General features: G+C 70.3%; 15 protein-coding genes. 9 read left to right on the top strand and 6 right to left on the bottom strand.

What is annotated here, in order from left to right:
• Nucleotides 1–9 precede the first annotated feature (9 nt).
• Genes Rai3103_RS00910 through Rai3103_RS00895 form a run of 4 tightly spaced genes read right to left on the bottom strand, consistent with a single transcriptional unit; the run spans nucleotide 10 to nucleotide 2850 of the window.
• Entirely contained in the window at nucleotides 10–672 is a 663-nt protein-coding gene (locus tag Rai3103_RS00910) for an alkylhydroperoxidase domain protein (RefSeq protein ID WP_153570992.1), read from the bottom strand.
• The gene (locus Rai3103_RS00905) at nucleotides 669–1307 is read right to left on the bottom strand and encodes a CMD domain protein (RefSeq protein ID WP_153570991.1); all 639 of its coding nucleotides are present in this window, start codon (nucleotides 1305–1307) and stop codon (nucleotides 669–671) included. Before Rai3103_RS00905 ends, Rai3103_RS00910 begins: the two co-directional genes overlap by 4 nt.
• Nucleotides 1304–2344 (bottom strand): putative FMN-dependent luciferase-like monooxygenase, encoded by a 1041-nt coding sequence (locus tag Rai3103_RS00900; RefSeq protein WP_153570990.1) that lies wholly within the window; start codon nucleotides 2342–2344, stop codon nucleotides 1304–1306. Before Rai3103_RS00900 ends, Rai3103_RS00905 begins: the two co-directional genes overlap by 4 nt.
• On the bottom strand, nucleotides 2341–2850 hold the full coding sequence (locus Rai3103_RS00895; RefSeq protein ID WP_194793212.1) for an ATP-binding cassette domain-containing protein: 510 nt from the start codon (nucleotides 2848–2850) through the stop codon (nucleotides 2341–2343). The genes Rai3103_RS00900 and Rai3103_RS00895 overlap by 4 nt, the downstream gene beginning before the upstream one ends.
• Before the next feature lie 117 nt (nucleotides 2851–2967).
• Here Rai3103_RS00895 and Rai3103_RS00890 point away from each other — a divergent pair, with 117 nt between their 5' ends.
• The 5 genes from Rai3103_RS00890 (at nucleotide 2968) to malQ (ending at nucleotide 9698) form a co-directional block, all read left to right on the top strand.
• On the top strand, nucleotides 2968–3630 hold the full coding sequence (locus tag Rai3103_RS00890; RefSeq protein WP_194793211.1) for a VOC family protein: 663 nt from the start codon (nucleotides 2968–2970) through the stop codon (nucleotides 3628–3630).
• Between the two features lie 105 nt (nucleotides 3631–3735).
• Nucleotides 3736–4299, top strand: coding sequence for an OsmC family protein (locus Rai3103_RS00885; protein WP_228489057.1), 564 nt, complete (start codon nucleotides 3736–3738; stop codon nucleotides 4297–4299).
• Between the two features lie 98 nt (nucleotides 4300–4397).
• Nucleotides 4398–6203: a DEAD/DEAH box helicase gene (locus Rai3103_RS00880; protein WP_153570988.1), complete on the top strand. Its 1806-nt coding sequence runs from the start codon at nucleotides 4398–4400 to the stop codon at nucleotides 6201–6203.
• Nucleotides 6204–6253: 50 nt separating this feature from the next.
• A complete protein-coding gene (locus Rai3103_RS00875) occupies nucleotides 6254–7258 on the top strand; it encodes an RDD family protein (RefSeq protein WP_153570987.1) in 1005 nt (334 codons plus the stop codon).
• 139 nt (nucleotides 7259–7397) lie between these two features.
• Nucleotides 7398–9698: a 4-alpha-glucanotransferase gene (gene malQ, locus Rai3103_RS00870; protein WP_153570986.1), complete on the top strand. Its 2301-nt coding sequence runs from the start codon at nucleotides 7398–7400 to the stop codon at nucleotides 9696–9698.
• Between the two features lie 60 nt (nucleotides 9699–9758).
• Here malQ and Rai3103_RS00865 read toward each other — a convergent pair whose 3' ends face one another.
• Together Rai3103_RS00865 and Rai3103_RS00860 are read right to left on the bottom strand one after the other, a co-directional pair.
• Nucleotides 9759–11066: a nicotinate phosphoribosyltransferase gene (locus tag Rai3103_RS00865; protein ID WP_228489056.1), complete on the bottom strand. Its 1308-nt coding sequence runs from the start codon at nucleotides 11064–11066 to the stop codon at nucleotides 9759–9761.
• A gap of 130 nt (nucleotides 11067–11196) precedes the next feature.
• Nucleotides 11197–12669, bottom strand: coding sequence for a hypothetical protein (locus Rai3103_RS00860; RefSeq protein WP_153570985.1), 1473 nt, complete (start codon nucleotides 12667–12669; stop codon nucleotides 11197–11199).
• Between the two features lie 261 nt (nucleotides 12670–12930).
• On the opposite strand from Rai3103_RS00860, the gene clpS reads away from it, so the two are divergent.
• The 4 genes from clpS to Rai3103_RS00840 are packed head-to-tail and all read left to right on the top strand — an operon-like array spanning nucleotide 12931 to nucleotide 15577.
• Nucleotides 12931–13242 (top strand): ATP-dependent Clp protease adapter ClpS, encoded by a 312-nt coding sequence (clpS, locus tag Rai3103_RS00855; protein WP_153570984.1) that lies wholly within the window; start codon nucleotides 12931–12933, stop codon nucleotides 13240–13242.
• Between the two features lie 4 nt (nucleotides 13243–13246).
• Entirely contained in the window at nucleotides 13247–13939 is a 693-nt protein-coding gene (locus Rai3103_RS00850; RefSeq protein ID WP_153570983.1) for a DUF2017 domain-containing protein, read from the top strand.
• A 52-nt stretch (nucleotides 13940–13991) separates the two neighbouring features.
• A complete protein-coding gene (gene murI, locus Rai3103_RS00845) occupies nucleotides 13992–14798 on the top strand; it encodes a glutamate racemase (protein ID WP_228489055.1) in 807 nt (268 codons plus the stop codon).
• Nucleotides 14799–14806: 8 nt separating this feature from the next.
• Nucleotides 14807–15577 (top strand): MBL fold metallo-hydrolase, encoded by a 771-nt coding sequence (locus Rai3103_RS00840; RefSeq protein ID WP_153570981.1) that lies wholly within the window; start codon nucleotides 14807–14809, stop codon nucleotides 15575–15577.
• The last annotated feature ends 15 nt before the right edge of the window (nucleotides 15578–15592 follow it).

The raw sequence follows: 15592 nt of genomic DNA, 5'->3' as shown, positions 1-15592 counted from the left end.
GGCACGAGTCTACGTTCCGATCACCTCCGGCTCACCCAGCGACAGCATCAGACGGTTCGCCCACGCGAAGAAGGATGTGGCGTTGACCAGGTCGAAGATGTCCAGGTCCGCCAAACCTGCCGCACGCAGGGCGGCCACGTGCTCCGCGCCCAATCCTGCCGGCGTCCCCGAGAGTGCGACGGCCGCCGCCGCGATGGCGGACCACGCAGGATCATCGTCGTCGATGAGGGCCGTGGGACCCTCATCGAGCAGCCTTTGGACCTGGTCGTGGCGTCCCGAGTGATGCGACGCGAAACGGGCATGCACGGAGGCGCAGAACACGCACCCGTTGACCCGGGAAGCAACCGCCGCGGCCAGTTCGCGTTCGCCCCGGCGCAGGCCGTCCTCGGTGGAGTGGAAGATGTCGAAGTCGGTGTGCGTACGAGCCGCCAGTACCGGCGGGTCCTCTGCCAGCAGTCGGAAGTAGGGGCTGGCGGCCCGGGAGCGTTGCAGCAGGCCGGCCTGCTGCTCCTCGGTCAGGTCGGCTGCGGAGCGGGGCTCGAGCCACGCGACCCAGCCCAGCTGGTCCTGGGTGAAGGCGTCGGGGCGCTCGAGGCTCGGGTGCACGACCGGGGGGATCGGTGGTGTCCCGGCCTGCTCCGCCAGTGCCGCTTGCTCGGTCGGGGTGGTCATGAGTCTCCTTCGATGGCCAGCTGTCGTAGGCCGTGGACGAGGCGGATCTGGTAGGTGAGGAAGGCGACGGCCTGGGACAGGGTGACGATTCCGGATCGGGACCAGCCGGCTGCGGCCAGCGACGCCAACGCCTCCGGGGAGGCATCGCGGGGATGCAGTACGAGCAGGTGGGCATGGGTCAGGGCGCCCGCGAGCCGTCCGCCGAGTCGGTCGTGGATGCCTGGCGCGGCGACGTAGGCGGGCCCCGGCACACTCTCGTCGGCGAGGCCGGGCTCGCGATAGGTGCCCCAGGGGCCCCTCCCGGCGGCCCGGTCGGCCTCAGCCCGCAGCGGGTCGACCCACTCGGGTTCGACCTCGGCCAGCAGGGCGGCGTAGTGGTCGGCGATCCTCGTCTCCCCATGCAGGGCGGTGACGAAGGTGGCGACGGCAAGGCGTTCAGCGCGGGAGAACAGCCCACCCGCGCCCGGTCCGAAGAGCAGTTCGTAGGCGTGCTGGGTCTGTTCCCGGGCGATGGGGCGGCGTCGCCGCACGTCGTCGAGTCGGCTGCCCGGCCGGATCCCCGCCAGTCGGTCGACGACGTCGACGTCGACGTCGACGTCGACGTCGACGTGTCGTGGCGTCACCGGCGCGCTCATGCTGCCTGCCGATCGGTCTCGGGGGCGGAGGCCGGAGTGGCCACCTTCCAGCCGAAGTGCGGGGCCACGCGCTCGGCGACCAGCGCGATGGACTGCAGTGTGGCCTCGTGGGGCGGGTCGACCGAGTGCACCTGGAAGACCACGTCGGTGGCGCGCTGCAGGACCGTGTCGGTCGCCAGTGAGGCGATCACGTCCTCGGGCGTGCCCAGATGGGTGTCGGTTACGGCGGTGAGGTCCTCCAGCCGCGCGGAGGCGAGCCGTGGATCCAGGTAGCGCAGCCGTTCCACTCCGCGGCGCAGTCCCTGTTCGCCGTACTCCTGGGCCTCGGCACGGTCCTCGCTGACGAACAGCGTCCGCGAGGCCATGATCCGGGGGGAGACCTCCGGCGGCAGGGATTCCAGGTAGGCGTCGATGATCGGATGCTGCAGCTCGGGCAGGGATGCGTGCGGGTCGCCCTCCGGACGGGGCTGCGTACGGGACAGCATCAGACCCAGACCTCGCCGACCGGCTCGGCGTGCGCCGTCGGCTGAGAACGTCGCGTGCCACAGGCGTTCGGGCAGGGTGCCGCCGGAGGGGTAGAGACGGTTCTCCGTGCCGGCGACGCCGCGCCCCTCCCAGGCGTCCAGCAGGTCCTGCAGGTGGCGGAAGTAGACGGTGTGGCGATTGTCGAACCGGTGCCCGAACGCCGGGAAGGAACCCGGCGTGCCGCCGGAGGCCAGGCCCACCTCGACCCGGCCGTCAGCGAGCCGGTCCAGCACGGCGAGATCCTCGGCCAACCGTACGGGCGCTTCCATGGGCAGGGTGATCACGCCAGTGCCGAGACGGATCCGGCTGGTCCGGGCCGCGGCGTGCGCCAGGAAGACCAGTGGGGAGGGGAGCCCTCCCTCGGATTCGTGGAAGTGGTGCTGGGCGACCCAGGCTGACCGGTACCCGTACCGTTCGGCCTGCTGGATCTGGGCCACTGCGTAGCGGTACCGGTCGGCGGCCGGGGCGTCCTCGAGGAGACGCGTGAAGAAGCCGAGGGCTGGTGCGGTCATGCTGGGGACTCCTGGGTTCGAGGGGCGGTGGCCAGGGGCGGTCGGGTGACCGAGCTGGGCAGTACGGTGGGGCGGACGGGCAGGATCCCCCGGGCGGGGATCGCGTCGAGCAGTGCTCGGGTGTAGTCGGAACGGGGGTCGTCGAAGACCTGGCCGAGTGGCCCGGTCTCGACGATGCGCCCCGCGCGCATCACCGAGACGGTGTCGGCGATCCGGCGGACGACGGCAAGATCATGCGAGATGAACAGGTAGGTCAGGCCGAGGTCGCGCTGCAGCCGCTCCAGTAGCCGCAGGATCTGGGCCTGCACCGTGACGTCGAGCGCGGAGACCGGTTCGTCGAGCACCACGACGCTCGGTTCCAGCACCAGGGCGCGGGCGATGGCCACCCGCTGGCGCTGGCCCCCCGACAGCTCGCGTGGATGGCGGGCGGCCGTCCCGGCGGGCAGGGCCACCCGGTCCAACATGTCGGCGACCACGGCGCCGGCCGCAGCTCGGGAGTTTCTCATCGTTGCCTCTCGGACAGGTTCGGGGAGGAACGCCTCCCGAAAACCTACTGTTACGGTAGAGTATAAGCATATATAGGCAACTAGATAAAATCTGCTTATCGAATGGGGGGACGTGTCATGCCCCCGCAGCCCACCGGAGCCATCCCTCACCACCTCGACCACCTGGTGTTCGCCACCCCCGATCTCCCGACCGCCGTGGCCTCCCTGGAGGAGGCGATCGGCGTCCGCGCCACCCCGGGTGGCCGGCACCCGGGGCGGGGGACCCGCAACTACCTGATCTCGTTCAGTGACACTTCTTATCTGGAGATCATCGGGCCCGATGACGAGGCCGAAGCCGACGCGTCGGACGGATCGACGGAGGCGAAGCCGTTCGGGTTGAACGAACTCGACGAGCCTGTGCTGCGAGGCTGGGCCGTGCACCCGGCCGACCTCGATGAGGCCGCCGTGGCGGCCCGCCGGGCCGGGGCCGACCTGGGGGATCCCTGGCCAGTCTCGCGCCGTACACCGGAGGGCACACTGCTGAGGTGGCGCCTCGCGTCGCGCCATCCCGCACCCTTCGACGGGGTGGTGCCGTTCCTGATCGACTGGGGGCAAACCGCCCACCCGGCGTCCTCCGGACTTCCCGCCGCCCGACTGGAGTCGCTGACCCTCCGTCATACCAATCCGGCGGCGGCGACCCACGTCCTCACCGCTCTCGGTGTCGACCTGCCGGTGGCGGCCGGCCGCCCGGGTCTGACCGCCGTCGTCTCGGGACCGAAGGGCTCGATCGTCCTCTCCTGAGGCGCTTCGCGTCCTTCGACCGCCCGCCCTCCAGACCACACCTGACTTCCCACTCTTCCGGCGCGTTCCTGCGTCGACCACACGCCCCACCCCACAGATGAGAACATGATGAGCACGCTGCGTGAGTACCTCGTCCAGAAGAAGGCCGCCCTGCTCGCCCGCCGGTCGGCGGCCGCCGAGGCCGGCCACCCGTCGATGCAGATCAGCGCCCGGGTGACGGCCGAGGGCCGCTCCGGTGTCCGCCGGATCCGCATCCGTGACCACCACATCATCAGCGACAGCCCGGCAGACTTCGCCGGTTACGACCTGGGCCCCTCCTCGCCCGAGATCCAGCTGGGCGTGCTGGGCAGTTGCCTGACGCACATCTACCTGATCAAGGCCGCGGAGTTCGACATCGAGCTCGATTCCCTCGCCGTGGGCCTGACCGCGCGACTCGACCCGCGTGGGGGACTGCCTGAGTTCCCCGATGTTCCGGTGGAGCTCCAGGACATCCACTACGAGGTCCAGGTCGCCTCTCCGGCTGAGGACGAGCGGCTGGAGTTCCTGAAGTCGGAGGTGGAACGGGTTTGCCCCGTGCTCAACCCGCTGGCCAGGCCGCAGTCGATCACCGGCTCGGTGGCGCGCGTGGACACCGACCGCGACGCCGATCGGGTCCCTGTTCCGGCCTGATCAGTGCTCCTCCAGGTGGGCAGGCAGGCGCCTGCTTGCCGGGAGGACGTGGGACACCGGGGCTCGCGAGGCTGGACGTACATCCCCGGCCGCCTACCATGGGGCCAGTGAGTGCCCTCTTCCCCGAAGCCCCCGACCTGCGGTCGCGTGGCCTCTCACCCGCCTACCCGGACCGGGCCGCCTGGGGAACGGTGAAGAATCTGCGCGCCTGGCAGGCGGCGGCCCTGCGGCAGTACCGCGAGGAGGAACCACGCGACTTCCTCACCGTGGCCACCCCCGGCGCCGGCAAGACCTCCTTCGCGCTGACGGTGGCGACGGACCTGCTCAACCGCCGCGTCGTCGACCGCATCCTGATCATCACCCCGACCGAACACCTCAAGACTCAATGGGCGTCCGCTGCCGACCGCGTCGGCCTCCTGATCGACCCCGAGGGGAGTGCCAAGGGCGGTGCCGCCGGCAAGCACTACGTCGGCACCGCCCTGACGTACGCGGGTGCGGCCGTGAACCCGAACGCCCTGCGCATCCGCATCGAGCACCACAACACCCTGGTGATCTTCGACGAGATCCACCACGCGGGCGACGCCCTCAGCTGGGGTGAAGCGGTCCGGGAGGCGTGCGAGCCGGCCAAGCGGCGGCTCTCGCTGACCGGCACCCCGTTCCGCTCCGACACCAACCCCATCCCGTTCGTGACGTACGAGCCGGACGGGGAAGGGACGATGCGGTCGCGCCCCGACTACAACTACGGGTACGCCGAGGCGCTGGCTGACGGGATTGTACGGCCGGTGCTCTTCATGGCGTACTCCGGCGACATGCACTGGCGGACGAACGCCGGCGACGAGGTCACCGCGCGCCTCGGTGAACCGATGACCAAGGACATGATCTCCCAGGCACTGCGCACCGCCCTCGATCCCCAGGGTGCGTGGATCCCGGCCGTGCTGAGGGCGGCCGACACCCGGTTGAGCGAGGTCCGCCAGGCGGTGCCCGACGCCGGCGGCCTGGTGATCGCCAACGACCAGACCACCGCCCGGGCGTACGCACGGATGCTGCACCACATCGCGGGCGAGAAGCCGACCGTCGTGCTGTCCGACGAGCCCAAGTCGGGGGAGCGGATCAGCGCGTTCGCCGACTCCACCGACCGGTGGATGGTCGCGGTACGGATGGTCTCCGAAGGTGTCGACGTACCCCGCCTGTCGGTCGGGGTGTACGCCACGATGACGGCGACCCCGCTGTTCTTCGCCCAGGCGGTCGGTCGTTTCGTCCGGGCCCGGGGGAGGGGGGAGACGGCGACGGTCTTCGTGCCGAGCGTGCCGCGCCTGTTGACGTACGCCTCCGAGATGGAGGTGCAACGCGACCACGCGCTGAAGCGCAGGACCGAGGACGAGACCGACCTGCTGGCCGACGCCCAGCGGGAGCAGAACACGGCCGACGCTGACATCGACGGTGAGAAGCACCAGTTCCAGGCCCTGGCCTCGGAGGCGGACTTCGAGAAGGTGCTGTTCGACGGGGGCGAGTTCGGGCTGACGACGATGTCCGGGTCGGCCGAGGAACAGGAGTATCTCGGGCTGCCCGGCCTGCTCGATCCGACACAGGTGAAGGACCTGCTGCAACGTCGCCAGGCCGACCAGATCGCCCGCAGCGAGACCAGCCCCACCAGGGGACAGGAGGATCCGGCGGGGCGCGTCCGCCAACAGGCCACCCACCAGCGGTTACGGGCCCTGCGCAAGGAGCTGAACTCCCTGGTCGCGGCCTGGAACCACCGGACCGACCTGCCGCACGGCGTCATCCACAACAAACTCGTGCAGACGACCGGGGGACCACCGTCCGCAGCCGCGGACGAGGAGACGCTGGAGAAGCGCATCGACCTGATCCGCCAGTGGGCCATCACCGGTGGAGGCCCGCGCTGACGGCTGGGCAGGGGCGCCGGCCTGGGACCGGCTCCACGTAGGCTGGGGGCGTGACTGACAACGTGCCCGATCGCCCCCTCGTTCCCGCCGGCTGGTATCCCGATCCCGCCGCCCCGACGCACCAGGAGCGCTACTGGGACGGCGTGCGCTGGACCGAGCAGGTCCGGGTCGCTGAGGCGGCCAGGGGCTACGGTCAGGCTGGCCAGCAGGGTTACGGCCAGACCGGCTATGGCCAGCAGGGTTACGGCCAGACCGGCTATGGCCAAAACGGCCAGCAGGGCTATGGGCAGGCCGGCCAGCAGGGCTATGGCCAGAACGGTTACGGCCAGCAGCAGGGCGGGTACCCGTACGGCCAGCAGGGCGGTTACCCGTACGGTCAGCAGGGCGGCTATCCGTACGGCCAGCAGGGCGGCTCTCCCTCTCCCTACGGGCAGCAGGACTACGGCCGGTCGGTCTACGGATACCAGGGCTACCAGACGGGTCCGACGACCGCTGACGGCGTGCAGTTGGCCGGCTGGTGGCAGCGGCTCGTCGCATTCCTGATCGACTCGGTCCTGCTGGGCATCCTCACGGGCGTCGCCACGGCGGGGTTGATGGCCCCGTACAACGAGGCACTCGTCGCGTGGCAGCAGGGCCTGCTGAACGGCGCAGTGACCGATCCGGCGGCGATGTTGGGGTCGTTGCCCACCCCTGTCGGGGTGATGGGCTTCTGGCCGGCGCTGTGGGCCACGCTGGCCCCGATGGCCATCTGGTTCGTCTACTACGTCCTGTTCACCCGGTTCCTCGGCGCCACCCCCGGCAAGCTACTGCTCCGCCTCAAGGTGGTGCCGGCCGACCGCGGCCAGGCGACGGAGAAGCTCGGCTGGGGGGCCTGTGCGCTCCGGGCGATCGTGTGGGTGCTGCCCGAGATCTCCGGCCTCGCCCTGTCCGTGCTGGGCGTCGCGGTCGCCCTGGCGGCCTTCCGCTACGTCGACGGCCTCTGGCCCGTCTGGGACCGCAAGCGACAGGCCCTCCATGACAAGGCTGCCCGCACCCAGGTCATTCGCACCCGCTGACCCGGGCGTCTGCCCGGACCCGGCGGCAGGGCCCGGTCGAGGATGCCGCGCCGGGCGGCACACGGGATAGGGTGAGGGACTGCGGGGCTGTTGCGGCGCCTCGCCGCGCCCCCCGGTCACCGTTCTGGCAAGGAATATCGTGGTAGCACCGAGCCCCCAACTGCATCAGCTGGCCAGCGATCACGGCATCGCGACCAGCTATTACGACACCATGGGTCATCTGAACGAGGTGTCGGCGGAGACCCTGGTCTCGGTGCTCGCGGTGATGGGAGTGGACGCCAGCACGCCGGAGGCGGCGGCCGCCGCCATCGAGAAGCGCAAGGACGACAGGTGGCTGCGGGTGCTGCCGTACGTCGTGGTGATGCGGCAGTCCCAGGAACGGGTCGTCAACGTGCACGTCCCTCACGGGCAGCCGATCGTCGTGACAGTGGTCCTCGAGGGCGGTGAGATCGTCCCGGCCGATCAGGTCGACAACTGGGAGTCGCCGCGCGTCGTCGACGGGGTGACCCTCGGCGAGGCATCCTTCCGGATGCCGACCGGGCTGCCCCTGGGCTACCACCGCATCCGCGCCCAATGGGACGGCCGATCGGTCTGGGCACCGATGATCGTCGCGCCCGACCGGCTCGAGCTGCCGGAGCGGACCTGGGGCCCGATGGTGCAGCTCTACTCCGTACGATCCGACGCCTCCTGGGGGATCGGTGACCTCGGTGACCTGGCATCGCTGGTCGATTGGTGCGTGGTCCGAGGCGCCGGGTACGTGCTCACCAACCCGATGCACGCCGCCGAACCGACAGTGCCGCAGGAGCCTTCTCCCTACCTGCCGACCAGTCGCCGGTTCGGCAATCCGGTCTACCTGCGGATCGAGGACATCCCCGAGTACCGCACGCTGACCCGTGCCCAGCGCTCGCGGATCTCGAAGCGGCGCCGGCAGGTGAAGAACGACCCGCAGACCTGGGAGCACATCGACCGCAACCGGGTCTGGCCCGCCAAGATGAAGGCCCTCCGCGTCGTGCACGAGGCCGAACGCACCCCCGAGCGGGACGAGGCCTACCGCCGCTACCGGTTCGAGCAGGAGGAAGGGCTGGTCCACTTCGCCCGCTGGATGGCCCTCGCCACGACCTACGGGGCCGACTGGCGGTTGTGGGACGCGCCGTTGCGCGACGTGCACTCGGCCGAGCTCGACCTGTGGGCCGCGGAGCATGCCGACGAGGTCGAGTTCCAGATGTGGTTGCAGTGGGTGCTGGACGAGCAGGCGGGCAATGTCCAGGACGCCGCCACAGCAGCCGGCATGCCGATCGGTGTCATGGGTGATCTGGCGGTGGGCGTCAACGAGTTCGGGGCCGAGACGTGGGCCAACCCCGAGCTCTATGCCCGCGGCGTGACCGTCGGGGCACCCCCGGATCCGTACAACATGAACGGCCAGAACTGGAGCCAGCCGCCGATGCGTCCCGACGTGCTGGCCCGGCAGGGGTACGCGCCGTTCCGGGCCCTGGTCGGGACGTTGCTGCGGCACACCGGTGGCTTGCGCGTCGACCACATCATCGGATTGTTCCGGCTCTGGTGGATCCCGGAGGGCCGGCCCGCCACCGAGGGGACGTACGTCTACTACGACCACGAGGCGATGGTCGGGGTGCTGACCCTCGAGGCCCAGCGGGCCGATGCAGTGATCGTGGGGGAGGACCTGGGCACCGTCGAACCGTACGTTCGCGACTACCTGCGGGACCGCGGGGTGCTCGGCACCTCGATCCTGTGGTGGGAGAAGAACCACGCCGGACTGCCCCTCGAGCCCGAGTGGTATCGGGAGGCCTGCATGGCCTCGGTCACCACACACGACCTGCCGCCCACCTCGGGCTACCTCCAGATGGCCCACGTCCAGCTGCGTCAGGAGCTGGGGGTGCTGACCCGTCCGGTGGACGAGGAGCTCGCTGTCGAGGAGCACGAGCAGCGGATCTTCCTCGACGCCTGTCGCCACCGCGGGCTGCTGCCGGCCGACTTCCAGCTGTTCACCGCCGAGCAACTCGAGGCGCGGCGGGTCCGGGCGCTGCGCACGGCGGCGGAACTGGCCAGCCGGAGCGAGGCGGAGGGCGATCCCGCCGATCCCGGGTCAACGGAGCAGACCGCGGCGGCCCGGTCGGAGTCGGCCGAGCCTGCCAGCGTGCCGCCCGAGTCCACGGCGGTCACGCCGGTTGACCAGCACGCCCTGCGGCAGGCGGTCGAGGGACTGTACGGCTACCTCGTGCAGAGCCGGGCACGACTTCTCAACGTGGCACTAACGGACCTCGTCGGCGACACCCGGATCCAGAACCAGCCGGGCACCGCCTGGGAGTACCCGAACTGGCGCATCCCGTTGTCCGGTCCGACCCAGCGCCCCGTGCTGCTGGAGGAGGCTCTCGCGGATGAGCGGGCCGAAGCGCTGGCGGAGGTCCTGCGCGGGCAGTGACAGCCCGCCCGCGCCGCAGGCAAGGACCCCTCAGGTGAGGACCCCTCAGGCAAGGACTGTTCAGGCGTAGTCCGATTCGTACAGGGTGGGGATCACCGGGTCGCCCTGGGACATCTTCCGGGCGGCCCGGGGCAGTTCCGCCAGGCCGGCGCGGTGCCGTTCCCGGGCGGCCGCCAGGTCGTCCTGCCAGACGATCTCGCCCTCGGCCACGAGGCGGTGCAGCAGCGGGCGGTCGTTCTGGTCTCCCTGGGGCTGCACCCCCACACCGATCACTTCCGCCTCCGCGATCCCGTCGTTGTCGTAGCGGCGCATGGCGTACTTCCGCCCACCGACGGTCGCCTTGTTGGCGGACAGCTTGGCCACCGGCACCAGTTCGGCATCCGGGTCGGACGAGGCCGCGCGGGCGACCAGCTTGTAGACGAAGCCGCAGGTCGGATGGCCGGAGCCGATGACCAGGTTGGTGCCGACCCCGTACCCGTCGACGGGCGCCGCCGACAGGGCGCCGATCTGCCACTCGTCCAGGTCGGAGGTGACGATGATGCGGGTACGGGTGGCGCCCAGCGCGTCGAGCTGGTCGCGTACGTCACGGGCGGTGATCGCCAGATCACCCGAGTCGATGCGCACCGCACCCAGCTCGGGGCCGGCCAGGTCGACGGCCGTACGGACGGCCTCCTCGATGGAGTAGGTGTCGACCAGCAGGATGGTGCCCTTGCCCTGGACGGTGAGCTGCGCCTCGAAGGCCTCCCGCTCGCTGTCGTGCAGCAAGGTGAAGGAGTGGGCCGCGGTGCCCGCGGTCGGGATCCCGAAGCGCCGTCCCGCCTCAAGGTTGGACGTCGACACGAACCCGGCGATGTACGCGGCGCGGGCGGCGGCCACCGCCGCCTCCTCGTTGGCCCGGCGGGCCCCCATCTCGATGCAGGGGCGGTCGCCGGCCATCAGTGTCATCCGGGACGCGGCCGAGGCGACTGCGGCGTCGTAGTTGTAGACCGACAACATCGCGGTCTCGAGGATGCAGGCCTCGGCGAAGCTGCCCTCGACAATCATCAGTGGCGAGCCCGGGAAGTAGATCTCGCCCTCCGGGTAGCCCCAGATATCGCCGCTGAAGCGGTAGTCGGCCAGCCAGTCGAGGACCGCCGGGGACACGACCTGGTGATCCCGGAGGAACGCGAGCTCCTCGTCGCCGAAGCGGAAGTCGCGCAGGAGCTGCATGGCCCGCCCGACTCCGGCGACCACGCCGTAACGACGTCCACTGGGCAGTCGGCGCGGGAAGAGCTCGAAGATACTGCGGCGCGAGGCGGTGCCGGACGCCATCGCCGCCTCGACCATCGTCAGCTCGTAGTGGTCGGTGTACAGCGCAGAACTGGTCACGGGGGCAGCCTAGTGCCGCCGTGCCGACCGACGACCGCCGAGGTCCCCCACGCAGCGAGACCTCGGCGGTCGTCGGGTCGAGCCGGCCGTCTTCAGGACACCGGCCCATCCGGTGCCCGGGAACTGGAGGTCAGCGGGTGCCCTTGGTGCCGTTCCCGTTGTCGGTCCACGGGACGCGCACCAGCTGGAGTTGGCCACCCTCGACCAGCTCCCCGGAGATTTCGTAGTGGGCCTGGGTGGTCATCAGGTAGCTGCCCTGGCCGAAGAACTCGGACGCGTCGATCGTGCCGGACGACTCCTCATCGGAGGTCAGGAACTGGCTGCCTCCGGCGGAGAAGCGCGAGGGGTCGTGCTCGAGGATCGGGGTGAGGCGATCGGTGCCGAGGTTGTAGCTGTAGACCCGGCCGAGGTAGGGCGTGTTGCCCGGGTCCTCGTTGAGGATGAGCTGCTTGCCGTTGTCGGCGGCCGCCATGTTGTCGAACATCTTCTGGCCCTCGGTGCCGTCGAGGACGGCCTCGAAGGTGCCACCGAGCTGAGGCTGGGTGACGTCGGCGAAGGTCAGCTTCCAGGTCCGCGAAGGGCCCTTCAGGCTCGCGGTGGTGTTGAAGTAGAAGACGTTGGGGTTCTTGGCGTCCCAGGCGCCGTCCTCCGGACGCCACCACTCGGTGACACCCTTGGCGACGGACTCGGCCTGCGTCGTCTTGTAGTCGTAGGTGGAGGCATCGCCCAGCGAGGCCAGGGTGAAGCCGCCCTTCATCGGGAAGCTGGCGGTGCCGGTCCCGGTGCTCTTGTCGTACTCGTTCAGGCCTCCCTCGGCCTTGACGCCGAACAGGGTGCCGCCGGTGAGGCCGGCCCGCTGGACCGCGGTGCCGGAGTCCTTCTTCTCACCGACGTAGACGTAGACCTGGCCCGGGGTGGAGTCGTCGGTGCCGATCACCACCGTCTTGTCGCCGGTGGCCGGATTGGCGAGCACGTTCTCCCACGAGGAGTTGCCCATGGCGGCGACCTCGTACGTGGTGCCGGCCTCAGCGCCGGTGGCGACGTGCGCGAAGGCGCGGCCGGTGGAGCCGTCCTCCTCACCGTTCATGAAGATGCGCCCGTCGTAGCCCTTGCCGGTGGCGGTGTTGAAGAAGGCCGACTTCTTCGGCAGGTCGGCCGAGCAGAGGCGGGAGATGGCCGAGCCGAGGCTCGTATCGGCACGGACGAAGGTCGTGATCAGGTCTGAACCAGACTTGACCTCGAGGGTGTTCTTGTCGATCACCCACTGCGAGACGAACGAGCCCTTGGCCCCGTGGGCCCGGGGGACGCCCTTGTCGGCGCCGAGTTCGTGGTTCATCAGCAGCGTGATGGTCCCGTCGCCGTTGTCGTACGCGCCCAGACCGTCGGGGATGCCGACCATCGAGTAGCCATTGGCCGCCTTGTCGCCGACGGTCAGGACGGACGTGTTGGTCACGCCGGGGGCGACGGGCAGCAGGTAGGGGGAGGCGGAGGACGAGGGACCGGTCATGGTCCCGGCCGGAGCGGCCTGGGCGGCGGGAGTGATGACGGCAGGCAGGGTGGCGGCGATCGCAGCCACTGCCAGCCAGCGCTTGGGGTTCGGCACGGAGGAGTCCTTCCAGACGTGTTTCTTATTGAGTTCTCAGGGGGCCTCATGAAGACTGCCCGCGGCATGTTGTCGCTCCATGGCAAGTGGAACGTCCAGCCGATGAACGTCCGGTGACGAGTTGGTGGCGTCGATCACCGCGCTGGCCACGGGTCAGGCGTCGCCCCTGCCGGGGCAGGGGCCGCGGGCAACCTCGCGGGACTCCGATCCTGGGGAGCGGTGGATGTGCTCGGTTGCCGCGTCGGTGAGACACTGTCCGGTATGACCGCTGCTGAGGACCCGACGTCTCCCGCCGGCGGGACGGCGGTCATCGAGCGCCCCGCCGAGGAAGCCGTCGTCGAACTGCCCTGGACCACCGTGGTCTGGGACGATCCGGTGAATCTGATGTCGTACGTGACGCACGTCTTCGTGACGTACTTCCACTACGCCCGTGACAAGGCCGAGCGACTGATGCTCCAGGTGCACCACGAGGGCAAGGCCGTGGTGGCGATGGGCACCCGCGAGCAGATGGAGCGCGACGTGAACGCGATGCACCAGTTCGGCCTGTGGGCCACGCTCGGGCGGGCGGAGTGATCGGGTGAAGCGGTTCCGCAAGCGTGGCAAGGCCTACCAGTCGGTGATGGAAGAGTTCGAGGTCGGGCTGCTCACGTCGCTGTGCGGCCAGCTCATCGACCTGCTCAGCCCCGAGGCTTTCACCGATCCCGACCTCGAGGAGCCGGAAGAGGACGACGCAGACCCAGACCACGACCTGGACGAGCTGTTCGGTGATCCGGTGGACCTGCGGCGGCCGGCGGCGCCCGTCTCAGGCTCTGGGAACGATCAGACGGAGGAGGCGCAGGCGGATGATCCCTTCGCGCTCTGGGAGCAGGAGCTCGACGCCCACCGGCCCGAGGCGCAGCGGCCCACCGACCCCGTGCTGTTGCGGCTCTTCCCCGACGCCTATCGGGACGACGACAAGGCCTCGGCGGAGTTCCGTCGCTACACCGAGTCCGACCAGCGCCAGCGCAAGATCGAGGAAGCCCTGATCGTGATGGCCGGCCTGGAGGCGAGCGATCAGGGTCGGCTGCCCGTCCGCATCCCCTCCGACCAGGTCGAGCCGTGGCTCCGTACCCTCACCGCCCTGCGCCTCGTCGTGGCGGAGCGGCTCGGTATCAGTGACGAGCACCCGCTGGGGGATCCGGACGCCGTGATACCCAAGGCGCGCGACTTCATGCTCGAGGTCTACGACTGGCTCGCGTATGTGCAGGAGACGCTGCTCGGCGCCTTGTGAGCAGCCCGGAACCGGGAGGCAGGTCCGGCAGGGAGCGCGCTATCTTCGTTCGGTGACCACACGCGACAGGACAGCGCCGATCGGGATCTTCGACTCCGGGTTCGGCGGCCTGACCGTGATGCGCGCTGTCGTCGACCAGTTGCCGCACGAGGACATCGTCTATCTGGGGGACACCGCCCGCGCCCCGTACGGCACGCAACCGCTGGCGTCGGTGCGTGAGTTCGCTCTGGAGTGCCTGGACCACCTCTACGACCGCGGCGTGAAGATGCTGGTCATCGCCTGCAACACCGCCTCCTCCGCCGTGCTCCACGACGCCCGGGAACGCTACGACGTCCCCGTCGTCGAGGTGATCACCCCGGCCGCGAGCACCGCTGCCCGGGTCTCCCGCGACGGTGAGGTCGGCGTCATCTGCACCACCTCGACCGCGCGTTCCGGCGCGTACGCCGATGCCCTCGCCGCCGTGCCCGATGTGCACCTGCGCACCCGCGCCTGCCCGCAGTTCGTGGACTACGTCGAACGGGGGATCACCACCGGCCCGGAGATCCAGCGCATCGCCCGCGGCTACCTGCGGCCACTGCAGGACGCCGGGGTCGACACGCTCATCCTCGGCTGCACCCACTATCCGCTGCTCACCGGCGTCATCTCGTACGTGATGGGCGACGGCGTCACGCTGGTCTCCAGCTCCGACGCCTGCGCCCGTGCCGTCTACCGGACGCTGACCGACCAGGACCTCCTCAACGACCAGTCGGGCCTCGGGACCCGTGCCTTCCTCACCACCGGGCAGCCCGAGCAGTTCCGCAGCATCGGGGAACGGCTGATGGGCCAGGGCCTGATCGAGTCGGTCGGGCAGTTCCTGTGAGTGGCGCCGTGGCCGAGCTGGTGGTCGTCGGTTGCAGCGGGTCCGGTCCGGGGCCCGACGCTGCCGCCTCCGCCTATCTCGTCCGGGCCACCGTGGACGGGGCGACGACGACGCTGCTGCTGGACCTGGGGTCGGGCGCCTTCGGGCCTCTGCAGCGCCACGTGGATCCGCGGGCGATCGACGCGATCGTGCTCAGCCACCTGCACGCCGACCATTGCCTCGACCTGACCGCCTGGGACGTCGCCGCGGCCTACTCCTCGAGCGCGCCGTGGCGACCTGTTCCCACGTACGCGCCGGCCGGGGCGTACGACCGGATCGCGCGGGCCGCCGAGGTCGACGACCCCCGGGACGCCCAGCTGGAGCGGTCCTTCGACTTCCGGGCGATCGCCGGGGACACGCGGCTGTCGGTCGGCTGCTTCACCCTGACCTTCGCGCGGGTCGCGCACCCCGTCGAGACGTACGCGGTGCGGGTCGACGGCCCCAGCGGAGCCCTCGTCTACTCCGGTGACACCGGCCCCACCCCTGCCCTGAATGATCTCGCCCGTGGCGCCCGCGTCCTTCTCGCCGAGGCGTCCTTCCCCGACATGGCGGGACTGCCGGCCGACCTGCACCTGTCCGGGCGACAGGCGGGGGAGGCGGCTGCGGCCGCGGGAGTCGAGACCCTGGTGCTCACCCACGTCCCCGCCTGGGAAGACCCGGCCCAGCGCTTGGTCGAGGCACGACGCGCCTTCGACGGGGTCCTGGTCCAGGCAACCCCCGGAGCGGTGATCGGCTTCTGAGCTGCGGGCGCCGCA

Origin of the sequence: Raineyella fluvialis (genome assembly GCF_009646095.1) — a bacterium.
Lineage (GTDB): Bacteria > Actinomycetota > Actinomycetes > Propionibacteriales > Propionibacteriaceae > Raineyella > Raineyella fluvialis.
This window is presented reverse-complemented; position numbering and strand designations above follow the sequence as displayed.